The 24,093-nt window shown below is 72.6% G+C and carries 20 protein-coding genes; 12 read left to right on the top strand and 8 right to left on the bottom strand.

Annotation, left to right across the window (positions count from 1 at the left end; genetic code table 11):
• The first annotated feature begins 75 nt into the window (after nucleotides 1-75).
• From JQN83_RS09115 to JQN83_RS09080, 8 genes are all read left to right on the top strand, one after another.
• Nucleotides 76-1,050: a DUF1702 family protein gene (locus tag JQN83_RS09115; RefSeq protein WP_208566629.1), complete on the top strand. Its 975-nt coding sequence runs from the start codon at nucleotides 76-78 to the stop codon at nucleotides 1,048-1,050.
• Nucleotides 1,051-1,189: 139 nt separating this feature from the next.
• The gene (locus tag JQN83_RS09110) at nucleotides 1,190-6,949 is read left to right on the top strand and encodes a type I polyketide synthase (RefSeq protein WP_208566628.1); all 5,760 of its coding nucleotides are present in this window, start codon (nucleotides 1,190-1,192) and stop codon (nucleotides 6,947-6,949) included.
• A 2-nt stretch (nucleotides 6,950-6,951) separates the two neighbouring features.
• Nucleotides 6,952-7,395 carry an acyl-CoA thioesterase gene (locus JQN83_RS09105; protein WP_208566627.1) on the top strand — a complete coding sequence of 148 codons (444 nt, stop codon included), beginning with the start codon at nucleotides 6,952-6,954 and terminating at the stop codon, nucleotides 7,393-7,395.
• A gap of 16 nt (nucleotides 7,396-7,411) precedes the next feature.
• Nucleotides 7,412-7,948 (top strand): flavin reductase family protein, encoded by a 537-nt coding sequence (locus JQN83_RS09100; RefSeq protein ID WP_208566626.1) that lies wholly within the window; start codon nucleotides 7,412-7,414, stop codon nucleotides 7,946-7,948.
• Entirely contained in the window at nucleotides 7,945-9,303 is a 1,359-nt protein-coding gene (locus tag JQN83_RS09095) for a cytochrome P450 (RefSeq protein WP_208566625.1), read from the top strand. Before JQN83_RS09100 ends, JQN83_RS09095 begins: the two co-directional genes overlap by 4 nt.
• Before the next feature lie 378 nt (nucleotides 9,304-9,681).
• Nucleotides 9,682-10,317, top strand: coding sequence for a MerR family transcriptional regulator (locus JQN83_RS33725; protein WP_208566624.1), 636 nt, complete (start codon nucleotides 9,682-9,684; stop codon nucleotides 10,315-10,317).
• Nucleotides 10,318-10,456: 139 nt separating this feature from the next.
• Nucleotides 10,457-11,038: a hypothetical protein gene (locus JQN83_RS09085; protein ID WP_208566623.1), complete on the top strand. Its 582-nt coding sequence runs from the start codon at nucleotides 10,457-10,459 to the stop codon at nucleotides 11,036-11,038.
• A complete protein-coding gene (locus JQN83_RS09080) occupies nucleotides 11,035-11,622 on the top strand; it encodes a copper resistance CopC family protein (RefSeq protein ID WP_208566622.1) in 588 nt (195 codons plus the stop codon). The genes JQN83_RS09085 and JQN83_RS09080 overlap by 4 nt, the downstream gene beginning before the upstream one ends.
• A 350-nt stretch (nucleotides 11,623-11,972) precedes the next feature.
• On the opposite strand, the gene JQN83_RS09075 is transcribed toward JQN83_RS09080, so the two are convergent.
• Entirely contained in the window at nucleotides 11,973-12,758 is a 786-nt protein-coding gene (locus tag JQN83_RS09075) for a helix-turn-helix domain-containing protein (RefSeq protein ID WP_208566621.1), read from the bottom strand.
• Between the two features lie 836 nt (nucleotides 12,759-13,594).
• Here JQN83_RS09075 and JQN83_RS09070 point away from each other — a divergent pair.
• On the top strand, nucleotides 13,595-15,502 hold the full coding sequence (locus JQN83_RS09070) for a CRTAC1 family protein (RefSeq protein WP_208566619.1): 1,908 nt from the start codon (nucleotides 13,595-13,597) through the stop codon (nucleotides 15,500-15,502).
• On the top strand, nucleotides 15,499-16,536 hold the full coding sequence (locus tag JQN83_RS09065; protein ID WP_208566618.1) for an enediyne biosynthesis protein: 1,038 nt from the start codon (nucleotides 15,499-15,501) through the stop codon (nucleotides 16,534-16,536). Before JQN83_RS09070 ends, JQN83_RS09065 begins: the two co-directional genes overlap by 4 nt.
• A 117-nt stretch (nucleotides 16,537-16,653) precedes the next feature.
• Here JQN83_RS09065 and JQN83_RS09060 read toward each other — a convergent pair whose 3' ends face one another.
• Entirely contained in the window at nucleotides 16,654-17,367 is a 714-nt protein-coding gene (locus JQN83_RS09060; RefSeq protein ID WP_279632697.1) for a helix-turn-helix domain-containing protein, read from the bottom strand.
• 476 nt (nucleotides 17,368-17,843) lie between these two features.
• Here JQN83_RS09060 and JQN83_RS09055 point away from each other — a divergent pair, with 476 nt between their 5' ends.
• Together JQN83_RS09055 and rfbA are read left to right on the top strand one after the other, a co-directional pair.
• Nucleotides 17,844-18,038 (top strand): hypothetical protein, encoded by a 195-nt coding sequence (locus JQN83_RS09055; protein ID WP_208566616.1) that lies wholly within the window; start codon nucleotides 17,844-17,846, stop codon nucleotides 18,036-18,038.
• 44 nt (nucleotides 18,039-18,082) lie between these two features.
• Nucleotides 18,083-18,958 (top strand): glucose-1-phosphate thymidylyltransferase RfbA, encoded by an 876-nt coding sequence (gene rfbA, locus JQN83_RS09050; protein ID WP_208566614.1) that lies wholly within the window; start codon nucleotides 18,083-18,085, stop codon nucleotides 18,956-18,958.
• On the opposite strand, the gene JQN83_RS09045 is transcribed toward rfbA, so the two are convergent.
• From JQN83_RS09045 to JQN83_RS09020, 6 genes are all read right to left on the bottom strand, one after another.
• Nucleotides 18,913-20,013 (bottom strand): sensor histidine kinase, encoded by a 1,101-nt coding sequence (locus JQN83_RS09045; protein WP_208566613.1) that lies wholly within the window; start codon nucleotides 20,011-20,013, stop codon nucleotides 18,913-18,915. The two genes, rfbA and JQN83_RS09045, sit on opposite strands and share 46 nt — an antisense overlap.
• The gene (locus tag JQN83_RS09040; RefSeq protein ID WP_208566612.1) at nucleotides 20,006-20,701 is read right to left on the bottom strand and encodes a response regulator transcription factor; all 696 of its coding nucleotides are present in this window, start codon (nucleotides 20,699-20,701) and stop codon (nucleotides 20,006-20,008) included. Before JQN83_RS09040 ends, JQN83_RS09045 begins: the two co-directional genes overlap by 8 nt.
• 78 nt (nucleotides 20,702-20,779) lie before the next feature.
• Nucleotides 20,780-21,523: a zf-HC2 domain-containing protein gene (locus JQN83_RS09035; RefSeq protein WP_208566611.1), complete on the bottom strand. Its 744-nt coding sequence runs from the start codon at nucleotides 21,521-21,523 to the stop codon at nucleotides 20,780-20,782.
• 98 nt (nucleotides 21,524-21,621) lie between these two features.
• Nucleotides 21,622-22,359: a RibD family protein gene (locus tag JQN83_RS09030; RefSeq protein ID WP_208566610.1), complete on the bottom strand. Its 738-nt coding sequence runs from the start codon at nucleotides 22,357-22,359 to the stop codon at nucleotides 21,622-21,624.
• Nucleotides 22,359-23,015: a GTP cyclohydrolase II gene (locus JQN83_RS09025; protein ID WP_208566609.1), complete on the bottom strand. Its 657-nt coding sequence runs from the start codon at nucleotides 23,013-23,015 to the stop codon at nucleotides 22,359-22,361. The genes JQN83_RS09030 and JQN83_RS09025 overlap by 1 nt, the downstream gene beginning before the upstream one ends.
• A 12-nt stretch (nucleotides 23,016-23,027) precedes the next feature.
• The gene (locus tag JQN83_RS09020; RefSeq protein ID WP_208566607.1) at nucleotides 23,028-24,080 is read right to left on the bottom strand and encodes a lysylphosphatidylglycerol synthase domain-containing protein; all 1,053 of its coding nucleotides are present in this window, start codon (nucleotides 24,078-24,080) and stop codon (nucleotides 23,028-23,030) included.
• Between the last annotated feature and the right edge of the window lie 13 nt (nucleotides 24,081-24,093).

Below are 24,093 nucleotides of genomic sequence, written 5' to 3'. Positions count from 1 at the left end.
CGATCTGTTTCGCCGCTGAAAACATAACTTCAGGAGGCATCCCTCCTGACGTGCGAGAAGATAGGGGGACGCCAGGTGTCGAATACATTCCGGAGATTGCGGCGACGCATTCTCACGCCCTCGTTGTCGGAGACCAAACTGGATGTGCGCGGTTTCCACCGTAAGGACCCGGCCGCCGTCGAACTGTTGGAAACCGTCGGTGAGTCATTTCTGACCGGGTACGCCGCGGCGGCCGAGGCCCGGGAGCCCGCCGACGCGGAGCCGGCACTGGAGGCGGTGCGTGCGCAGTTCCGCGGCTTCGCCTACGAGGGTGCCGCGATGGGCTTCGCCGTGCTGGACGCCCTGCCCGGCGGCCGGTCGGACCGGGTGGCGACGTTCCTGTCCGGCCGGGGTGCCGACCACGTCTACATGGCCTACGTCGGTGTCGGCTGGGCGATGGCCCGGGTGCCCCGGTTCCGCTGGTCGAAGCTGTTCGCCCCGGACCCGCTGCTGCGCTGGCTGGTGCTCGACGGGTACGGCTTCCACCAGGCGTACTTCCACACCCGTCGGTACGTGCACGAGCACTACCAGGAGTCGGACTTCCCGTGGCCGGCCGACGGCCCCCGCTGGTACGCCCAACGCGCCATCGACCAGGGCATCGGCCGGGCGATGTGGTTCGTCGGCGGCACCGACGCGGCGGTGGTCGCCGATCTGATCGACAGGTTCCCGGCCGAGCGCCGGGCCGACCTCTACGGCGGTGCCGGCCTGGCCGCCACGTACGCCGGTGGCGTCGACGCCGACGAACTGCGCGTGTTCCTCGACCGGGCCGGTTCGCACCGTGCCCAGGTCGCCCAGGGCAGCGCGTTCGCGGCGACCGCCCGGCTGACGGCCGGCCTCCAGACCCCGCACACGGCCCGGGCCACGGCGGTGCTGGCCGGCACCACCCCGGCGGAGGCGGACCGGATCTGCGCCGCGCAGCGGCCGACCGGCGCCGACAGCCCGCTGGAGCCCGCCTACGAGGTCTGGCGTCGTGCCATCGCCGACGAACTGCGGGTACGCGGAAGGCACTGACCGGGACTCCGTCCCCGTCCCTGTTCCCGTCCCGCCGGACGCCGGGTGGTCCCGGCGCAGCCTCCCCACACCTGCCCACGACTCGGCAGGCGCCTCGCCACGCCCGTGGCGACCCGAACGGTAAGGAGATCGTGCCCGCATGACCAGGATCGCCATCGTTGGCATGGCGTGCCGATACCCGGACGCCACCTCGCCCCGAGAACTGTGGGAGAACGCCCTCGCCGGTCGCCGGGCCTTCCGCGCGCTGCCCGACGTCCGCATGCGGTTGGCGGACTACTGGGACGCGGACCCGAGCGCCCCGGACCGGTTCTACGCCCGCACCGCCGCCGTCATCGAGGGGTACGAGTTCGACCGGCTGGCCTACAAGATCGCCGGTAGCACCTACCGCTCCACCGACCTGACCCACTGGCTCGCCCTGGACATGGCCACCAAGGCGTTGGGCGACGCCGGCTTCCCGCTGGGGGAGGGGCTGCCCCGCGACCGCACCGGTGTGGTCGTGGGCAACACCCTCACCGGTGAGTTCGCCCGCGCCAACGTCATGCGGCTGCGCTGGCCGTTCGTCCGTCGTACCGTCGCCACCGCGCTCCAGCAGCAGGGCTGGGACGACGACCGGTTGGCGACCTTCCTCGACGGGTTGGAGCAGCGCTACAAGGCGCCCTTCCCGGAGATCGACGAGGACACCCTCGCCGGTGGCCTGTCCAACACCATCGCCGGCCGGATCTGCAACTACTTCGACCTCAACGGCGGCGGGTACACCGTCGACGGCGCCTGTTCCTCGTCGCTGCTGTCGGTCGCCACCGCCTGCCGGGCCCTGCTCGACGGCGACCTCGACGTCGCGGTGGCCGGCGGGGTGGACCTGTCGATCGACCCGTTCGAGATCGTCGGTTTCGCCAAGACCGGCGCGTTGGCCCGCGACGAGATGCGGGTCTACGACCGGCACTCCAACGGTTTCTGGCCGGGGGAGGGGTGCGGGATGGTGGTGCTGATGCGGGAGGCCGACGCGCTCGCCGCCGGCCACCGCAGCTACGCCACCATCGCCGGCTGGGGCATCTCCTCCGACGGTAAGGGCGGCATCACCCGTCCCGAGGTCAACGGCTACCAGCTCGCCCTGCGCCGGGCGTACGAGCGGGCCGGGTTCGGCATCGAGTCGGTGCCGCTGTTCGAGGGGCACGGCACCGGTACGGCGGTCGGGGACGCCACCGAGTTGACCGCCCTGTCGGAGGCCCGCCGGCAGGCCGACCCGACCGCCCCGCCCGCCGTGATCACTTCGATCAAGGGCATGATCGGGCACACCAAGGCGGCTGCCGGGGTGGCCGGCCTGATCAAGGCGGCGCTGGCCGTGCACCACCAGGTGCTGCCGCCCGCGCTCGGCTGCGTCGACCCGCACGAGCTGCTCACCCGCGACGACGCGACGCTGCGGGTGCTGCGGGCGGCCGAACCGTGGCCGGACGGTCAGCCGGTGCGTGCCGGCATCACCGCGATGGGGTTCGGCGGCATCAACACCCATGTGGTGCTGGAGCGGGCCGGGACGGCCCGTCGGGTCGCCTTCGACACCCGGACGGCCCGCCTCGCCACCTCCGTGCAGGACGTGGAGCTGTTCCTGGTCGACGGGTCCTCGCGGGACGAGCTGCGCGACCGGCTGGGGGAACTGCTCGAGCACGTGCCGACCCTGGCCCAGGGGCAGCTCGCCGACGTGGCGGCCACCCTGCACGACCAGTTGGCCGACCGGCCGTACCGGGCGGCGGTGGTGGTTTCCTCGCCCACCGACGCGCAGCAGCGGCTGCGGCGGCTGTGCGAGTTGCTCGACTCCGGCGAGACCCGGCTGGTCGACGGCGACGGGCGCAGCTTCCTCGGCCACGTCGGCGGCGCCGGCCGCATCGGTTACCTCTTCCCCGGTCAGGGTGCCGGCCGCGGGACCAGCGGCGGGGCACTGCGCCGCCGGCTGACCGAGGTGGACCAGGTGTTCCGCCGGGCCGACCTGCCGGTCACCGGGGACATGGTGGCCACCGCGCTGGCCCAGCCGCGCATCGTCACCGGGTCCCGGGCCGGCCTGGCCGCCCTGGACCTGCTGGGTCTGGACGCGACCGTCGCGGTCGGGCACAGCCTCGGTGAGTTGTCCGCCCTGCACTGGGCCGGCGCGATGGACGACGAGACCCTGCTGCGGGTGACCCGCGCCCGGGGCGCGACGATGACCGAGCACAGCTCCTCCGGGGTGATGGCCAGCGTCAACGCCGGGCCGGAGCGGGTCTCCGCGCTGGTGGCCGGCGTGCCCGTGGTGATCGCCGGGTACAACGGGCCGGAGCAGACGGTGGTGGCCGGCACCGAGGACGCGGTCCGGGCCGCCCTCGACCTGGCCGCCGACGCCGGGATCGGGGCGTCCCTGCTGCGGGTCTCGCACGCCTTCCACTCACCGCTGGTGGCACCGGCGGCGGACGCGTTCGCCGGGCACCTGACCCGGGAGTCCTTCGGCCCGGTCCGCCGCCGGGTGGTCTCCACCGTGACCGGCGAGACCCTGGCCGCCGAGACCGACCTGCGGGGGCTGCTGCACCGCCAGATCACCGACCCGGTGCTGTTCGCCCAGGCGGTGGCGTTGGCCGCCAAGGACATCGACCTGTTCGTGGAGGTCGGTCCGGGGCGCATCCTCAGCGGCCTGGCCGGGGCGATCACCGACGTGCCGGCGGTGGCCCTGGACACCGACGACGAGTCGCTGCGCGGGCTGCTGCGGGTGGCCGCCGCCGCGTTCGTGGTGGGTGCCGCGCACGACTACCCGGCGCTGTTCGACGACCGGCTGCGTCGGCCGCTGCGTATCGGGGCCGAGCAGCACTTCTTCGCCAGCCCCTGCGAGCAGGCGCCGCTGGTGGACCTGCCGGAGGCGACCCGGGTGGACCGTCCCGCCCCGACCGACGCCGACGGGCCGGTCGACGGCGAGTCCACGGTGCAGATGCTGCGCCGGCTGGCCGCCGAGCGGGCCGAGCTGCCACTGACCATGGTGCACGGCGAGAGCCGGCTCCTGGACGACCTGCACCTCAGCTCGATCACCGTCGGGCAGATCATCAACGAGGCGTCCCGGTTGGTGAACGTGCCGCCGGCCCAGGCCCCCACCAACTTCGCCACCGCCACCGTCGCGGAACTCGCCGTGGCGCTCGACGAACTGTCCGCGACCGGCCAGGCCGGCGACCATGACCGTTCGCCCGCCGTGACCGGCGCGGCTACCTGGACCCGGGCCTTCACCGTCGACCGGGAGCCGGCCGCACCACCGACCCCGGTGGGCGGTGGCGCACCCGGTCGGTGGCAGGTCTTCGCCCCCGACGGTCACCCGCTGGCCGCGCCGCTGCGGCACGCCCTGGAACGGGCCGCCGTCGACTCCGGTGTGCTGGTGTGCCTGCCGGCCGAGTGCACCGAGGAGCACCTCGCGCTGGCCCTGGACGGGGCGAAGCAGGCCCTGGCCGGGCCGGCCGGCACCCGGTTCGTGCTGGTGCAGCGCGGTCGGGGCGCGACCGGGGTGGCCAAGACGTTGCGCCTGGAGGCGCCGCAGCTACGGGTGACGGTGGTGGACACCCCGGCGGGACCCGGGGCCGTCGAGCGGGTGGTCGCCGAGGTCGGTGCCACCACCGGCTACCAGGAGAGCCACTACGACGACGCGGGTACGCGCCAGCTGCCCGTGCTGCGGGCCCTGCCGGTACGCGCCGCGCAGACCCGGCCCGCCCTCGACGACTCCGACGTGCTGCTGGTCACCGGTGGGGGCAAGGGCATCACCGCCGAGTGCGCCCTGGCGGTGGCGGAGCAGACCGGGGCCCGGCTGGGGCTGGTCGGCCGCTCCGATCCGGCCGAGGACACCGAGCTGGCGGACAACCTGCGGCGGATGGCCGCCCGTGGGGTGACCCTGCACTACACCCGGGCCGACGTCACCGACGCCGGGCAGGTCGCCGCCGCGGTGGCAGAGGTGCGGGCGGCGTTGGGTCCGGTGACCGCGGTGCTGCACGGCGCGGGACGCAACGAGCCGGCCGCGCTGACCGCGCTGGACCAGGCGGCGGTCCGGCGGACCTTCGCCCCCAAGCTGGACGGCCTACGGGCGGTGCTCGCCGCGGTCGACCCCGGGCAGCTGCGCCTGCTGGTCACCTTCGGCAGCATCATCGGCCGGGCCGGCCTGCGTGGTGAGGCGCACTACGCCACCGCCAACGACTGGCTGGCCGGCCTCACCGAGGAGACCGGCCGACGGTTGCCCCACTGCCGGGCGCTGTGCCTGGAATGGTCGGTCTGGTCCGGGGTGGGGATGGGTGAACGGCTGTCGGTGGTGGAGTCGCTCAGCCGGGAGGGGGTCGTCCCGATCAGCCCCGACCAGGGCGTCGAGGTGCTGCTGCGGCTGCTCGCCGACCCGGATGTGCCGCCCGTGGTGGTGGTCAGCGGCCGGGCCGAGGGGATGGACACCCTGCGTTACGACCGTCCGCCGCTGCCGTTGCTGCGGTTCGTGGACAAACCGCTGGCGTACTACCCGGGTGTCGAACTGGTCAGTGAGGTCGAGCTGACCGCCGGCACCGACCGCTACCTCGCCGACCATCTGCTCGACGGCAACCTGCTCTTCCCGGCGGTCTTCGGGATGGAGGCGATGACGCAGGTGGCGGTCGCGGTCACCGGCCGGTCCACGGTGCCGGTCGTCGAGCAGGTGGAGTTCCCCCGGCCGATCGTGGTGCCGCCCGACGGCAGCACCGTCATCCGGGTGGCGGCCACCGTCACCGACGACGCCGTCGTCCAGGTGGCGATCCGCAGCGCCGAGACCGGGTACGCCACCGACCACTTCCGGGCCCGGCTGCGGTTCACCGACACCGCCGTCCCCGACGGCCCGCCCGGACGCACCGACCCGGGCCTGCCGCAGGTGCCGCTGGCACCCGAGCGGGACCTCTACGGCGAGTGGCTGTTCCAGGGTGGCCGGTTCCAACGGTTGCGCGGGTTCCACCGGGCCGCCGCCCGCGACGTGGACGCCGAGGTGGCCGTCGGTGGGGGTGACGCCTGGTTCGCCGGCTTCCTCCCCGACGAGCTGCTGCTCGGCGACCCCGGCACCCGGGACGCGTTCATGCACGGCAACCAGGTCTGCGTACCCGACGCCACTCTGCTGCCGGTGGGCGTGGAGCGGATCTGGCCGGCCGGGGCACGGATGTCGGGCACCGGCACGGTGCGCTGCTGCGCCACCGAACGCAGCCGCGACGGCGACACCTACGTCTACGACATCGCGGTGCGCGACGAGTCCGGGGCGGTCGTCGAACGCTGGGAGGGCCTGCGGTTGCAGGCGGTCCGGCACCGGGGCGGCCGGGGACCGTGGCTGCCGGTGCTGCTCGGCTCGCACCTGGAACGCGGGCTGGGCGACGTGCTCGGTGCCCGGGTCGCGGTCGCCGTGGAACCCGACGGCGCGGCGGACACCCCCCGCCGGGACCGGACCGCCGTCGCCGTCGGCCGGGCCCTCGGCGCCCGGCACGAGGTGCGTTACCGCCCGGACGGCCGGCCGGAGGTCGACGGTGACCGCGGTGTCTCGGCGGCGCACGGTGCCGGGGTCACCCTCGCGGTCGCGGCGACCGGGACGGTCGGCTGTGACGTCGAGCCGGTGGCCGAGCGGTCGGCGGCGGACTGGGCGGGCCTGCTGGGCGTCCACGCCGGTCTGGCCGCGTTGATCGCCGGGGACCGCGAGGAGAGCGCGCACACCGCGTCGACCCGGGTGTGGGGCGCGGTGGAGTGCCTGCGCAAGGTCGGCCTGCCGGCGGATTCGCCGCTGACCCTGACGCCTGGCGGACCCGACGGCTGGGTGGTCCTGGCCTCGGGTGCGCTGCGTGTCGCCACGTTCGCCACGAGCCTGGTGGACACCCCGCAACCGGTGGTGTTCACCGTGCTCACCGACGGGTGGAGTTGATCATGGACAAGTTCTTCGAGTATCCGCACACGGTCGGTTTCGAGGAGACCAACATCGTCGGCAACGTCTACTACGTCAACTACCTGCGCTGGCAGGGACGGTGCCGGGAGATGTTCCTCAAGCAGCACGCCCCGGACGTGCTGGCCGACCTCCAGGACGACCTGAAGCTGTTCACCCTGAAGGTCGACTGCGAGTTCTTCGCCGAGATCACCGCCTTCGACGAGCTGTCGATCCGGATGCGCCTGGTCGACCTGGTGCAGACCCAGCTGGAGTTCAGCTTCGACTACGTACGCCTCGACCCGGGCGGCGGCGAGACGCTCGTCGCCCGGGGTCGGCAGCGGGTGGCCTGCATGCGCGGGCCCAACAACCGGACCGCGCCCACCCGGGTGCCGGAGGCGCTGACCCGGGCGCTGGCGCCCTACACGGCCACCGTCCGGGCCCAGTGACGGCGAGGGGACCAGGATGGACATCTCTGCGGGCGCTGACGACGCGGTGGTCGACCCGGCCGCGCTGCGGCGGGCCTTCGCCGCCTTCGCCACCGGCGTCACGGTGGTCACCGTCGGGGGACGCACCCCGCACGGGATGACCGCGAACGCCTTCACCTCGGTGTCGCTGGACCCACCGTTGCTGCTGGTCTGCGTGGACCGGGAGGCGGTCATGCACCGTCACCTGGTGGCCGCCGGCAGCTTCGCGGTGTCGGTGCTCGCCGCCGACCAGGAACACGTGGCGCGGCACTTCGCCGACCGCCGCCGGCCGCTCGGCGCCGCCCAGTTCGACGTCGTCGACTGGCGGCCGGGCCGGCTCACCGGAGCGCCGCTGATCACCGGCGCGCTGGCCTCCTTCGAGTGCGCACTGTGGCGCGACTACGAGGGCGGCGACCACACCATCTTCGTCGGCCGGTTGCTGTCGGCCGAGAAACTTCACGAGGAGGACGCGGTGCTGTTCCTGCACGGGCGGTTCCGGCAGATCACCCCCATGCCGAGCGGGGTGGTCCGGTGACCACGGTCGCGCCCCGGGTGGTCCCCCGGGGCCCGACCGGGGTGGCGATGCTCGGCACACTGTGGAAGCTGGGCCGCGACCGGCTCGGCCTGATGCGCTCCGCCGCCGAGACCTACGGCGACGCGGTACGTCTCGGCCCGGGGCGGGGGCTGCACTTCTTCAACCACCCCGACCACGCCAAGCACGTGCTGGCCGACAACAGTCAGAACTACCACAAGGGCATCGGGTTGATGCACGCCCGGCGGGCCCTGGGTGACGGGCTGCTGACCAGTGAGGGCGAGTTGTGGCGGGAGCAGCGTCGGGTGATCCAACCGGTGTTCCAGGCCCGCCGCATCGCCCAGCAGGCCGGGATCGTCGCCGAGGAGGCCGGCCGCCTGGTCGACCGGCTGGAGACGTACGCCGGTGGTGAGCCGGTCGACATGATGCGGGAGATGACCGGGCTCACCCTCGGGGTGCTCGGGCGTACCCTGCTCGACGCCGACCTCAGCGGCTTCCGGTCGCTGGGGGCGGCCTTCGAGTCGATGCAGGACCAGGCCATGTTCGAGATGGCGTCGATGAACATGGTGCCGATGTGGGTGCCGCTGCCGCAGCAGATGCGCTTCCGCCGGGCCCGCCGCGAGCTGGCGGAGATCGTCGACGAGTTGGCGGAGCGGCGGCGTGCCCGGCCCGGCCACGAGGACAACGACGACGCGCTGTCGCGGTTGCTGGCCTCGACCCGCCGGGAGACCGACCCCGCGGTCGGCCGGCGGCGGCTGCGCGACGAGCTGACCACCCTGCTGCTGGCCGGGCACGAGACCACCGCCAGCACCCTCGGCTGGACCTTCCACCTGCTCGACCGGCACCCACAGGTCTGGGAGCGGGTACGGGCCGAGGCGCTCGAGGTGCTCGGTGACCGGGCGCCGACCTATGAGGACCTGCCCCGGTTGACGTACACCTCGATGGTGCTCAGCGAGGCGATGCGTCTGTACCCGCCGGTGTGGATGCTGTCCCGCCGGGCGCAGGAGGCCGACGAGGTCGGCGGCTACGCGGTGCCCGCCGGCACCGACGTGCTGATCTGCCCGTACACCCTGCACCGGCACCGGGCCTACTGGGACGAGCCGGACCGGTTCGACCCGGAGCGGTTCTCGCCGTCGGTGTCGGCCGGCCGGCCCCGCTACGCCTACGTGCCGTTCGGCGCGGGCCCCCGGTTCTGCGTCGGCAACCACCTCGGTCTGATGGAGGCGGTCTTCGTGGTGGCCATGGTGAGCCGCCGGTTGCGGCTGCACACCCCGGCCGGACACCGGGTGGTGCCCGAACCGATGCTGTCGCTGCGCATCCGGGGCGGTCTGCCGATGACGGTGCAGGCCCTGACGTGACCCTCGGGGCACAGCCACGAAGTGCGGTTCAGCAACATCGAATAACCGGCACGCAGGCCACACTGGTTACTATTGCGCTGAGCAACTCTCAGGTTGCTCATCGTGCTGGGGGAGGTGCGATGAGTCCCGGATGCGCGGCGACCACCCCGGCCGGTGAGGCCCGAGGTGCCCGCCCTGTCCCAGGAGCCGCCGTCGCACCGACGGGCGGCTGCACCGCCGTCATCGCGAACGCGCCGACGGCCGTCACCCGCCGTGCTGTCCGGCGCCCGCTGTCCGCGGCGGCGTCACCGCCGATACGTTCGGACCGGCCGCTGCCGGGCGGCGCAGTCCCGCCGCTGGCGGCGTCCGGCGGTGGTCACCGGGACCCTGGGGGGACGGATGCGCATCTCAGATCTGGCCAGGATCAGTGGTGTTCCACTTCCGACGATCAAGTTCTACATCCGGGAGCGGCTGCTCCCACCGGGCCGACCCACCGCGCGTAACCAGGCGGAGTACGGCGAGGAGCACCTCGCCCGGCTCCAGCTGATCCGGGTGCTGGCCGGCATCGGACGGCTGAGTCTGTCCTCGGTCCGTCGGGTGCTGGCCGCCCTCGACGACAAGGGGCTCTCGCTGGGCGCCCAGTGCCGGGCCACGATCTGGGCGCTCTTCCCGGACCAGCCCGAGGAGGACGCCCCGGACGTCGGCCCGGCCCGGGTCCAGGTCGACGACTTCATCGACCGCCTCGGCTGGGAGGTCGACGCCGCCTCACCCGGTCGGGACACCCTCGCCCACGTGCTGACCGCGTTGCAGCGGCTCGACGCCAACTGCGACATCGACGTGTTCAGTGAGCACGCCGAGAGCGCGGCGCGGATCGTGACGCACGAGTTCGGGCACGAGTCGGCGCACTCCGCCACCGCCATGGCGGTCTGGAACGTGCTGTCCGAGGTGGCCTTCGAGGCGATGCGCCGGATGGCGCAGGAGAGCCACCTGGCGCACTGCTGCGCCACCTCCGCCGACCGGGCGGCGGGTGGCTGACCGTCCACCACAGTGGAACGTCGGCACGTTGGAAGACGACACCGGGTCGCGCGGGTCCCAGCCTGGAGAGGCGGCGTGCTGCCGTCCCCCGGCCCGCTGCGGTGCCGGTGTCCGTCGACCGAGGGGGAGACCACCCGACATGTCCAACCAAGCCGTACCCCGCCCTTCCCGATCGGGCCCGCTCGGCCGGCTCAACGGCCCCTACCACCGCACGGCGCTGAACCTGTACATGGTCGTGGTGCTGGCGCACTGGGCCGAGCACCTCGTCCAGGCGTTCCAGATCTGGGTGCTGGGCTGGCCGGTGCCGCAGTCCCGGGGCGTCCTCGGGCTGGCCGTGCCCTGGCTGGTCACCTCGGAGTGGCTGCACTACGGGTACGCCATCGTGATGCTCATCGGGCTGGCCCTGCTGCGCCCCGGTTTCGTCGGTCGGGCGCGTACCTGGTGGACGGTGGCGCTGGCGATCCAGTTCTGGCACCACATCGAGCACCTGTTGCTGCTGCTCCAGGCGCAGACGGGGCACTTCCTGTTCGACCGTCCCGTGCCGACCAGCGTGCTGCAGCTGGTCTTTGCCCGGGTGGAGCTGCACCTGTTCTACAACACGATCGTCTTCCTGCCGATGGTGGTGGCGATGTACCTGCACCTGCGACCCACCCCCGCCGAGCAGGCGACGATGGCCTGCACCTGCGCCCCCCGCTCGGTCAGGGCGCTCACGCCGGCATGACCGCCGCCGGACAGGACGGCCGCCGCCGTGGCTTCGGGCCGCGCGCGGCGGCCGTCGCCGTGGTGCTGGTGACCGTGGTGACCGCGCTGTGGCTGCGCTCGCCGAACCCGCCGGGACCGGCCGAGACGGTCGCCGCCGTCGTGGTGCCTGCGGACGGCAGCCGGTTGCCCACCGGGCCGACCGAGGTGCGGCTGCGCTTGGCGGGAACTCCGGATCCGAACGAGGCGCACGTGTCGTTGACGCCGGCGGACGGCCCGCAGGTGCCCACCGGTGCCTCCCGCCGCGACGGCAGCGACCTGGTGGTGTCGGTGCCGGCCCTGCCGCAGGGCAGCTACACCGTCGCCTACCACGTGTGGCTCACCGACGGTCGGCAGAGCACCGGGCGCAGCGTGTTCGCCGTCGGCGCCGCACCGCTGCTGCCGCCGGCCGCCGTCGTGCCCGAGGCCGGACACCAGCACGTCGGTACCGACCCCCTGGACGGTCTGCTGCTGGTGCTGGACCTGGTGCTGCTGATCGCGCTGTCGGTGCTCCTGCTGCGCCGGCCCCGGGTCGCGTCCGACCCGGAGGAGCCCCAGGACCGCTGATCCGCCGCCTGGCGTCCGGGCCCGCTGGTGGTCCCGGGCGTCGGGTGGTCCACCGTGCGGGCCCCCTCGAACCCTGTGGTCCGGCGTGTGTGGTCCGGCCGGTGGTCACCTCGACCGCCCGTGGTCCCGGCCCGGCGCGACCGGGGTCGAACCGCCGGGCCGTGCCCGGCCGACCGTGACCCGTCCTGTGCGGCCCGGTCCTGTGCGGCCCGGCCCGGCCCGGTCCTGTGCGGCGCGGCTCGGTCTGGCTCGGCCCGGCCCGGGCCGACCGGCTGACACGGCGATGCGGCGCATCCCACCTTTCGTGGGATGCGCCGCTGGCTCCGGTCGGTTCGCGGTCCGACCCGCCGTCAGGCCGCTTCGACCCGGTAGCCGACCTGGTCCAGCGCCATCCGGCGGATGTCGAGCAGGGCGAGCAGCACCGGCGGATCGATGGACCGGGCCGGCTTGAGGCCCATCTCGATCGGGGGTACGGCCTGGTCACGCCGGACGATGATCGGTCCGTGCGAGCCGACGAAGATGTCCTCGGGGTCCAGGTCGTGGGCGTCCGTGGGGGAGCCGTCGGTGCGTACCGACTGGACGAGCAGGTACCAGTGTCCCTCGGGGACCGTCTCCAGCTCGAACGCGCCCGCGCCGTTGAGCACCGCACAGCGGACGGGCCGGCCCTCGGGCAGCGGGTCGGGGAAGAGCCCGACGAAGACGAAACCGAGGTCCTCGTCGTCCGGTCCGGTGACGGTCCCCCGTACCGTCGAGGTGCGTCCGGCCGAGCCGCCCCTGGTCTCGTCCTGCGGAATGCGCGTGCTGAAGCCCCGGTAGCGCCGGTAGGCGGTGGGGGACATGCCGACGCTGCGGGTGAAGCGTGAGCTGAAGGTGCCGACACTGTTGTAGCCGACCCGCAGGCTGATGTCGGCGACGTTCAGGGTGGTGGAGACGAGCAGGTGCTTCGCCTCCTGGAGGCGGATGGCGGAGAGGAAGCGTCCGGGCGAGACGCCGGTGACCCGGCGGAAGATCCTTGAGAAGTGGAACTTGCTGAACATTGCGGCACGGGCCATGTCGTCGATGGTGAGCGGCTCGGCGATGTTGTCCCGCATCGTGACGATGGCCCGCTCCACCGCCCGTTCAATGACGTCTTCCACGGTCTCCCCCAGGTGTTCGATTCGTCGGTCGGTGGCATCCCCGGGCACAGTTGTGGCGACTGTGTGCCTACGGTGTCTATGCCGGCTGATTGACGGAGCGTTAAATCTCGATCAATGCATAAACGCGGATGCGGCCGTCGAAATTGCCTTGGCCGTCGGGGCCGTGTTGATGCTAGCGCGACCAAAGATAGGCGGCAATGAGCGCCGATGCCGGCGGGATGGATAGCCATGCTATCGATCCGGGCCGTATTTGCCAGCGGAGATCCTCGCTATCCGTCCGGCCGCCCCTGATGTCGTCCGCGCAGCGTACGGCCATTGTTGGGCTGGGTGTACCGGGCGGGCCGGGGGCGGTGCGAGATGATTCGTCCGATCTGCTGGGTGGGCTGGAGGCGCTCCCATTCGGCGGGCATTAAACCGGCAATAGCCATATTTCAGGGTGTATCGAGGCAGCCGCATCGCGGTCAAGCGGGCGTTCAGGAGAGCAAAGTCAGAGAACTTTGACGCATCGCGACCGGCGAGAGACTCGCTGTGATGGCACGATCGGGCCCCGGCCGTCCGGTCCGTGCCGGCGGGAGAGCACGCTCTGAGAAGACTCCATTGGTCTTCTGGCTGACGATGTTCGTGGCCCCCGAAAGGGCTCCAGTCATCTGATGGGCGGTTAATCCGTTGGTTATTCACCCCGCCGCGGAGGGTGGTAATCATCAGTATCCCCGCCCCGGTCGGTGGCACTTCCGAGTGACCAGTCAACGGGCGAACGACGCGCCCACTAAAACGTAGGGGGACTGTTGCCGTCTCAATCTGCCGGCTTCCTTCGCCGCGCAACTCCCGCAGCCTTTGTGCTCGTTCTGCTGAGCATTCTCTTCGTCGTGGCACAGCGCCCGGAGGCGTCCGCCGCCGAGCGGTCGGAGCTGGCCGCACGGTTCCAGTTCGCCGAGCTGCCGATCGCGCTGCCACCCGCACCGACCACCCGCACGGTCCGCGAGGTCAATCCGGAGTACGAGCACATCAAGTCCTGGGTGTCCTCGGTCGGGGCGGCGATCGCCCTCAACGACCTGGACGGTAACGGGGTGGCCGACGACCTCTGCCTGGTCGACACCCGTAGCGACACGGCCGTGGTGACTCCGGCGCCGGACAGCGGGGCCCGCTACCAGCCCTTCGTCCTCGATCCCCGGCCCCTGCCCACCGACACCACCATGGCTCCGATGGGCTGTGTGCCCGGCGACTACAACCTCGACGGCCGCACCGACCTGCTGGTCTACTACTGGGGTCGGACGCCGGTGCTCTTCCTGCACCGGGCCGCCGCCACCGACCTGCGCCTGGGCAGCTACGCGCCGACCGAGCTGATTCCCACCCAGCCCGGTCCGGCCAACCGCTACCAGGGTGCACTGTGGAACACCAACGCGGTGGCGGTCGCCGACTTCGACGGCGACGGCCGGCCGGACATCGGCGTGTTCAACTACTTCCCCGACACCCAGGTGCTCGATCCGGACGGGCAGCCGAACGTCCAGATGAACGCCTCCATGTCGCACGCCCGCAACTCCGGCGGGGCGCACGTGCTGCGCTGGGACGCGGCCACCGGTGGTGACCAGCCCTCGGTGCGGTACGTCGAGCAGAAGGCGGTCCCCGGCCCGGTCTCCACCGGCTGGACCCTCGGCGCGGCGTCGGCCGACATCGACGGTGACCTGCTGCCCGAGCTGTACCTGGCCAACGACTTCGGCCACGACCACCTGCTGCACAACGTCTCGACCCCGGGCCGGATCAGGTTCGCCCAGACGCAGGGCCGGCGGGGCGCGTTCACCCCGAAGTCGATGGTGCTCGGTCAGGACTCCTTCAAGGGCATGTCGATCGACTTCGGTGACCTCGACAACCGGGGCAGGTTCGACATGTTCGTCAGCAACATCACCAGCTCCTGGGGGCTGGAGGAGAGCAACTTCGTCTGGATGAACAACGCCGGCAGTCCGCAGGACGCGCGGGCCAAGCTCACCCGCGGCGTGGCGCCGTACGACAACAAGGCGTCCAAGCTCAACATGGCCTGGACCGGCTGGGGTTGGGACGCCAAGATGGCCGACTTCGACAACAACGGTTCGCTGGAGGTGGTGCAGGCCGACGGGTTCGTCAAGGGCACCACCAGCCGGTGGGCCTGGCTCCAGGAGCTGGCGATGTCCAACGACCTGATGCTGCGCAACCCGGCGATGTGGCCGAAGGCGGAGCCGGGCGACGACATCGCCGGTAACGACAAGCTGGCGTTCTGGGTGCGGCAGGGCAAGACGTTCGTCAACCTCAACGCCGAGCTTGGCCTCGACGTGCCCATCCCGACCCGGGGCGTGGCGGTGGCCGACACCAACGCCGACGGGGTGCAGGACTTCGCCGTGGCCCGCCAGTGGGGACCGCCGGCGTTCTACCGCAACACCGCCGCGTCCCCGGGTGGCTTCCTCGGGTTGCGCCTGCACCGGCCGACGGTGGGTGGCCCGGCCGACGCCCGGACGCCGGCCTACGGCGCCCAGGTCAAGATCCGTACCGCCGACGGGCTCACCCAGGTCGCCCAGCTCGACGGCGGCGGCGGGCACTCGGGCAAGCGCAGCTTCGACGTCTTCTTCGGGCTGGGCTCCGCCGGGGACCGCCCGGTCTCGGCCGAGGTGTGCTGGCGTGACCTGACCGGTGCGACCCACAAACAGACCCTCTCGCTCACCTCCGGTTGGCACGACCTGATGCTGACCGCCGACGCCCAGGAGATCACCCGATGACTGACGTCAAACAGGAAGGCGTGACCGACGCCGCGGTGCGTACGGTCCCGGGCGGGGTGCGGCCCGTCGACGCGGCGACCCCGCCCACGGCCCGACCGGCGGTTCCCCGGGTGGACGGCAAGGACCCGCGCTATCTGGCGCTGCGCAACTTCGCCATGTCGATGTCGATCTTCAACATCATCGGCTACACCCTGCTCGGTTTCGAGCAGCCGTGGACCTGGCCGTTCTTCGCCCTGCTGGTGGGCTACACCGCCGAGATCGGGATCGAGATGGTGTCGGCGTGGGCCGGCAAGCGGCGACCCGCCTTCAGCGGCAACGGGGTGTGGGGGATGTACACCTTCCTGCTGCCCACCCACATCACCGCGCTGGCGGCGAACATGCTGCTCTACGCCAACGACCGGTTCTGGCCGGTGGCGTTCGCCGTGGTCGTCGCGATCGGGGCCAAGACCGCCCTGCGGGCGCCGGTCAACGGGCGGATGCGGCACTTCATGAACCCGTCGAACTTCGGGATCACGGTGACGCTGCTGGCCTTCTCCTGGGTCAACATCGCGCCGCCCTACCAGTTCACCGAGAACGTGCCGGACGCGATCAGCATCATGGTCCCGCTGGTCATCATCACCGCCGGTACGGTGCTCAACGCCATGCTCACCCGCAAGGTGCTGCTGATCGTCGGTTGGCTCGGCGGTTTCGTCATCCAGGCGGTGGTCCGGGCGTTGGTGCTGGACGTGGCGATCTGGGCCGCGCTGGTGCCGATGACCGGGGTGGCCTTCGTCCTGTTCACCAACTACATGATCACCGACCCGGGTACGACGCCGTCGCGGGGCCGCAACCAGTTCATGTTCGGCTCCGCGGTGGCCGGGGTCTACGGGGTGCTGGTCGCTTTCAACGTGGTCTACACCCTCTTCTTCGCCGTCACCATCGTCTGTGCCGTCCGTGGCCTGATGTGGTGGGGCATCTGGTGGCGTGACCGCAGTCGCGAGCGCGCTCGGGGGTCGGTGCCGGTCAGTCCGGCGGCGCCGGCGCTGGTTCGCTGATCCGGTCCGTGACGACGTGGGGCCGTCCCGCCGGGGCGGCCCCACGTCCGTCCCGGCGGGACGGACCGCCGCGACCGGCTGCCGGCCGGTGGCGGGGGAGCCCGGTGTGCCGCCCGGTCAGCCGGTGCGCAGCAGCGGCGGCAGGCCGGCCGCGTGCACCACGGGCGGATCGAAGGTGCGCATGGGGCGCAGGGTGAGGTCGGCCCGGATCGACCGGGACGGGCAGCCGACCGTCACCGGCCCGTGGTGGCCGACCAGCAGCGGTCGCACCCCGGTGGTCGACCGGCGGCGGTGCACCGCGTGGGCCAGGACGAACCAGGTGCCCGGCGGCACCGGGCCCAGCAGGTACGCGCCGGGGCCGGGCAGGACCGTGGAGCTGACCGGCTTTCCCTGCTGGATCCGCTCCGGGAACAGCCCCACGAAGATCCAGTCGGGCGCCTCGCCGGGAAGCGTCCTGATCTGTCCCCGCACGGTCGGGCCGGTGGCGTCGGCCGGGTCGGGGCGGATCGGGCACGGCGGCCGGTAGGGCAACTCCCGGCCGAGGGCGCGGCCGAGCCGGCGGAAGCTGGAGGGGGGCAGACCGACGCTGCTGCTGAACCGCGCGCTGAACGTACCGACACTGGTGTAACCGACCTGGTGGCTGATGTCGGTGACACTCCACGAGGTCGCCAGCAGCAGGTGTTTGGCCCGCTGGAATCGGATCGCCGACAGAAAGCGCCCTGGTGACACTCCGGTTACCCTGTGGAACACCCGGCAGAAGTGGTACTTGCTCAGTAGGGCGGTTCGCGCCATCTCGTCCACGCTGAATTGCTTCCCCAGATTCTGGTGCATTTCGGCGATGACCCGCCGGACCGCCCTGCTGCTGTGGTCTTCCATCGTGCCCCCGGCGAGCGTAATGGTGGGTGCTGGTCTGTACGACGTGGATCGTCTGGCTGAGCTGCGACGATGCAGCGTCGTTCCGGTTCCGCGACGTCCCCCGGGGCGGAATCGGCAAATGGCGGTTGACGCCGACAAAAGGGTTTTGTCGGTTTTGTCGAATCAGCTGACCTCAATGCTAGGGCACCCTCTGAGCATGGTCAACGGCGCAGAATCCGAATGGCACTAACAGGTGTCTTTTCCGGATGCGTACCCCCTGTCTATCCGGTGATGATTGCCGTCATGGCCCGATGCGCCCGGCTCAATGATTGATGTCGGAAAAGCGCTGCGGGCGGATCGCCCGTCGCCATCCGGCGATTCGACCGTTGACCTGGGCAACGAGGAAGGTGCGCCGGACCCGGTGCCGGCGTCACGATGAGAGGCGTCCGCAAATGGGCAACGTGAGGACCGACAACGCCGACGACGAGGAGGCCCGCCCCCGGCCCGGCCGACCCCGTACCGCCGGAGCGGACGGGGCGCACCGGACGCCCTCCGCCCTGGACGCCTGGGCGCGGGCGAACCGGCGCGGGCAGTGCGACTGGTCCGACCCGGAGACCGAGCCGCACCTGATCCGCGGCCTCGACTGAACCGGACCACCACGTCCGCGCCGGCCTCTGGAGGGAGAAGGACCGTGAAGGGAATCGTCCTGGCCGGAGGGTCGGGCACCCGGCTCTACCCGATGACCGTGCCGGTGTCCAAGCAGCTCCTGCCCGTCGGTGACAAGCCCATGATCTACTACCCGCTGTCGGTGCTCATGCTGGCCGGCGTCCGCGACATCCTGGTCATCGCCAAGCCGGCCGACCTGCCACAGTTCCGCCTGCTGCTCGGCGACGGCACCCACCTGGGGCTGGACATCTCCTACGCCGCGCAACCCGAGCCGCGCGGCATCGCCGAGGCATTCCTGATCGGCGCCGACCACATCGGCGGCGAGCCCAGCGCGCTGATCCTCGGCGACAACATCTTCCACGGCACCGCGTTCTCCCGGCTGCTGCGGCAGGAGACCGCCACGGTGACCGGCTGCACCCTGTTCGGCTACCCCGTCCACGACCCTGAGCGGTACGGCGTCGGCGTCACCGGCCCGGACGGCACCCTGCTCGACATCGAGGAGAAGCCCTCCCACCCGCACTCCAACCGTGCCGTCACCGGCCTGTACCTCTACGACCACGAGGTCGTCGACATCGTCAAGAACATCCGACCGTCCCGGCGCGGCGAGCTGGAGATCACCGACGTCAACCGGGTCTACGTCGCCCGGGGTCGCGCCCGCCTGGTCGACCTCGGGCGTGGGTTCGCCTGGTTGGACGCCGGCACCCCCGAGGCGCTGCTGAAGGCCAGCCTCTACGTGCAGACCATGCAGGAGCGGCAGGGCGTCCGGATCGCCTGCCTGGAGGAGACGGCGTTGCGGATGGGCTACATCGACGCGGCGGCCTGCCACCGGCTGGGCGCCGCGATGGCCGGCTCCGACTACGGCCGGTACGTGATGGACATCGCCGAGGAGTTCGGCGCCTGACCCACCGGTGCGCGCCGACCGCCGCCGGGGGACCGGGCCAGCGGCAGCCGCACCACGAACCGGCAGCCCTCGGCGACGTTGTGCACGTCCACCCGGCCGCCGTGCGCCTCGACCAGGCCGCGCACGATGGCCAGCCCCAACCCGCCGGAACCCGCCATCGGGCCGTTGCCCGCGTGCGGGGTGCGGGCCGGCTCGCCACGGAACGCCACGTCGAACAACCGGGGCAGGTCGGCCTCGGGAATGCCGCCGCAGGTGTCGGCGACGGCCAGCCAGGCGACGTCGCCGTCGCGCCCGGCGTCGACCCGGACGGTGCCGTCGGCCGGCGTGTAGCGCACCGCGTTGAGCAGCAGGTTGCCCACCACCCGGCTCAGCTCGCGCTCGCTGGCGGTCACCGTGGGCCAGCCCGACTCGGCGGACAGCAGCCGGATGCGGCGCGCGGCGGCCAGCGGCGCGGTCCCGGCCAGGGCGTCGGAGACCACGTCACCCAGCGGCACCGCCGACAGTGACAGCCGCAACGCCCCGGCGTTGATCCGGGACAGCTCGAACAGGTCGTCGACCAGCCGGGTCATCCGGTCGGTCTCCACCCGGATCCGGCGGTGGTACTCGTCGACCGTCACCGGGTCGGCGACCACCCGGTCCTCCAGCGCCTCCGCCATCGCCCGTAACCCGGCCAGCGGGGTCCGCAGGTCGTGCGACACCCAGGCGACCAGGTCCCGGCGGCCCTTCTCGATCCGCCGCTCCCGGGCCCGCGCCTGGTCGGCCCAGACCGCCGCGGTGGCGAGCCGGCGGGCGAACAGCCAACCCACCGCGAGGCTGACCAGCGCCGCCGCCGAGACGGTGATCAGCACCACCTCCAGGTCGTGCGGGGAGAGGAACATCGCCTCGGCGATCACCGCGACCCCGGCCACCACGGCGCTCACCGTCATCGCCAGCAGCACCGTGACGTGCACGGTGATGGACCGGCCGCGCAGCAGCCGCAGCACCCCCGCGCCGAGCAGCCCCACCCCGCCGGCCGCGGCCAGCGCCGCCCCGAAGATCAACGCCAGGTCAGTCATCGGCCGGCTCGTACCGGTAACCCACACCCCAGACCGTGACGATGCGGCGCGGGTTGGCCGGGTCGTCCTCGATCTTCTCCCGCAGCCGGCGGACGTGCACGGTCACCGTGGACTGGTCGCCGAACCGCCACCCCCAGACCCGTTCCAGCAGCTCGGCGCGCGACAGCGCCCGGGCGGGATGCCCCATCAGGTGGGCGAGCAGGTCGAACTCGCGCAGGGTCAACGCCAGGTCGCGACCGTGCAACCGGGCCACCCGGGGACCGGTCAGCACGCTCAACCCGCCGTCGGTGAGCACCTGCGCCGTCGCCGTGACCGGCTCACCGCCGGCCCGGCGCAGCACCGAACGGACCCGCAGCACCAGCTCCCGGGGGGAGAACGGCTTGCTCAGGTAGTCGTCCGCACCCAGTTGCAGGCCGAGGATCCGGTCCGCCTCGTCACCCCGGGCCGTCAACATCACGATGGGTACGCCGTCCGGGCGCTGCCGCAACCGACGGCACACCTCCAACCCGTCCAGCACCGGCAACATCACGTCCAGGACGACCAGCTGCGGAGGCGAGGCAGCCACCGCGGCGAGCGCGGCGGCCCCGTCCCCCACGTGGTCCACCTGGTAGCCGGCGTGCTCCAGATAGCGGCACACCACGTCGCTGACCGTCCGGTCGTCGTCGACCACCAGCACCCGTTGCGCCACCGGCACCTCCCTCTCGTGCCGGCCAGCGTAACGGCGCGACGGGCCGCCGAACCTTGCCAGCTGATTACGGTGCGCCGCTCAGGCCGCCCGGCGGTCCCGGGCCTGCGCGCCGTACGGCTGCACCACGGCCCGGCCTGGCTCGTCCAGCTCGTCGAGACGCAGCCGCCACCGGGACCGGCCGGCACGTCGTCCCTGCGGTGGGTCGCTCGGACGCGGACCGAGCCGGTACAACAGCACCGTGATCAGGTAACCGCCGACCAGGAACCCGTGGCTGACCAGCCGGGGCACCGCCACCTGCGCGGTGACCAGGTCGTTGACCGACAACAGGACCAGGGTCGCGACGAAGGCGCTCAGCATCGGCAGCAACCCGGCCGGCGGGGTACGGCGCAGCGCGACGAACAGGAAGCCGGCGCCCACCGCGACGTTCCACGCCGCCGACTCGTGCCACAGGTGCTGCCCGGTCGGGTGCAGGTGCTCGGCGTTGACGCCCTGGCCCACCTGGGCCAGCCCGAGGGCGAGCTGGACCGCGCCGAGCAGCCCCAGGGCGACCCGCAGGCCGGCGGTCCACCTGCCACGCCACCGCTCGAACCGTCGTCGCCGCGGTGGCGGCACGGCGGCGAGGATCGACTCGGTCAGGTCGGGCACCGCCGCCACCACCCGGGTACGCGCCCGCCGGGTCACCATGGCGGCGACCTCGTGCCAGGCGCGGCAGTCCGGGCAACCGTCGAGGTGCGCCTGGACCGCGCCCCGCTCCTCGGCGGTCTCCTCCCCGTCGAGCTGGGCCGACAGGATCTCCCGCCAGGACGCGCACCGGTCGCTCATCCCGCCACTCCTCGTCCGTACCGTCGGCCGCTACCACGCAGCGTAGTGAACCGGACGGTCCCTCGTCCGCATGGTACGGACCGGACCCGTCCGCCGGTTCACCCGTCGGCGCAGCGCTCCGAGAGGGCGTAGCGGACCAGCACCACGTCGCCGATCTGGCGTACCTCGGCGACCCGGGCCCGGCGACCCGGGTGCCACGGGAACGCGCCGTCGCCGACGAACCGGGGGGCCCGTCGGTCACCGACGAAGAACGGGGCGACCACCAGGTGCAGCTCGTCGGCGAGCCCGGCGGTGAGGAACTGGGCGTGCACCGTCGCGCCGCCCTCCACCATCAGCCGCTCCACCCCCCGGCCGGCCAGGTCCGCCAGGGCACGGGCCGGGTCCAGCGGGTCACCCGCGTCGACCACGGTGGCCGCCCCGGCGAGCAGCTCGGTGGTCTTGTCCACCGCCGGCCCCGCGCAGTAGACGATCTTCTCGGCGTCACCGACGGTGAAGAACCGGGCCGCCGGGTCCAGCAACCCCCGGGCGGTCATGGTCACCTTCACCGGTGACGGCGACAGGCCGGCGGCCTGCCGGGCGGCCCGCAGCCGCGCCGAGCGGACCACCAGCCGGGGGTCGTCCGCCCGGATCGTGCCCGCGCCGACCAGGATGGCGTCGCAACCGGCCCGGACGGCGTCGATGCGGTCCATGTCCTCCGTGTTGGACAGCAGCAGCCGCTGCTCGGTGGCGTCGTCGATGTAACCGTCGATCGACGTGGCGCAGCTGAGCAGCACGTACGGCCGCCCGGTCGACGCCGGCACGGCGGTGGTCGCCGTCCCCGCCGGTACGACACCCATCAGTTCAACGACGGCAGGTCGACGGCCCGGGCCGCGGCCCGGCTCGCCTTGGCCGCCAGGTAGTCGGCGTTGGCGGGGGACAGGAACACCCCGGTCGGCACCACCTCGGCCACCGCCACGCCCAGCCGGGCCAGCTGCTCGGCCTTGTCCGGGTTGCTGCTCAGCAGCACCAGCTCCGGCACACCGAGCACCGCCAGCATCTGCGCGGCGGCCCGGTAGTCCCGTTCGTCCTCGTCGTGCCCGAGTGCCACGTTCGCCTCGTAGGTGTCCAACCCGGCGTCCTGCAGGGCGTACGCGTCCAGCTTCGGGTAGAGGCCGATGCCGCGTCCCTCCTGACGCAGGTAGAGCAGGAAACCGCCCGCCTCGGTGATCCGCTGCACCGCCTCGCGCAGCTGCGGACCGCAGTCGCAGCGCTGGCTGCCGAAGACGTCCCCGGTCAGGCACTCGCTGTGCGGGCGGACCAGCGGCGCCGCCCCACCCGTCGCGTGCCTGCGCAGCGCGCCCGACCAGTCGCCCAGCCCGAACGCCAGGTGCTCCCGGCCGTCCACCAACCCGTCGAACGAGAAGACCCGGGCCGTGGTGGCGAACCCGTCGGAGAACCGCAGGGGGACCGTGACCTGTGTCCGAACCGTCGCGGCCGGCAGTGCGTCGTACATGTGTCTCCTCTGTCAGGCGCTGCCGGCCAGCCCGGCAGCGGGTACCGGTGAGGAACCACCCTGAGTTCCCACCGTACGGTCACCCGGTCGTTCCCGCAGCGCGGACGGGCGACCCCGCAGCACCAGCACGGCGGCGCCCGGCAGGGCTGCCACCAGCACCAGCGCCCCGTACACCAGGGCGGTCGCCACCCCCTCGGCGGCACCGAGGCCGGCTGCCCCGAACGCCCAGGCGGCCATGCCCTCGCGCGGCCCGAAGCCCGCCATGTTGGCGGGCAGCCCCATCGCCAGCAGCGCGAGCAGCGTCAGCGGCACCAGCACCGACAGCGGCGCGGTGACCCCGGCCACCCGGGCCGCCAGCACGAACGTCGCCAGGTGGCAGCCGACCACCACGGTCGAGGCCAGCAGCACCCCCGGCCCGGTGCGCCGACCCAGCAGCCCGGCCCGCACGTCGGCGACCACGGCGCGCACCGCGCGGGCCCGCCGTGACGGCCCCGACCGGGGTAGCGCCCGGACGAACACCACCAGCACCAGGCCCACCGCGACCGCCACCCCCGTCACCATCGGCAGGTACGGCCGCACCGGCGACGGCAGGGCCAGCAGCAGCACCACCGCGAGCACCACCTGGACCACCTGCCCCGCGGTCCGCTCCCAGACCACCGCCCGCACGGCCCGACCCAGGTCACCGGCCTCCCGGCCGTGGCGGACCGCCCGGTGCACGTCGCCGAGCACCCCGCCGGGCAGTGTCGCGTTGAGGAACACCGCCCGGTAGCAGTCGGCCACCGCCGTGCCCAGCGGCAGCCGGATGCCGAGCGCCTCGGCCACCAGCCGCCACCGCCACGCGCAGCCGACCGTGGCCAGCGCGCCCAACGCCAGCGCGGTGAGCACCGCCGGGGCGTCGATCCGCCGCAGTCCGGCCAGCGCCGGGCCGGTGCCCAACCACCACAGTAGCGCCCCCACCAGGCCCACCCCGGCGAGGTTGCTCAGCCAGGCCCAGGCCGAGGAGCCCCGGGCCGGGGGGGAGGACGGGGTACGGGCGACAGCTGTGCCGGTGGGGTCCGGTGACACGCGGTTCCTCCTC

The sequence above is a fragment of the Micromonospora antibiotica genome, from assembly GCF_017599305.1.
Taxonomy (GTDB): domain Bacteria; phylum Actinomycetota; class Actinomycetes; order Mycobacteriales; family Micromonosporaceae; genus Micromonospora; species Micromonospora antibiotica.
This window is presented reverse-complemented; position numbering and strand designations above follow the sequence as displayed.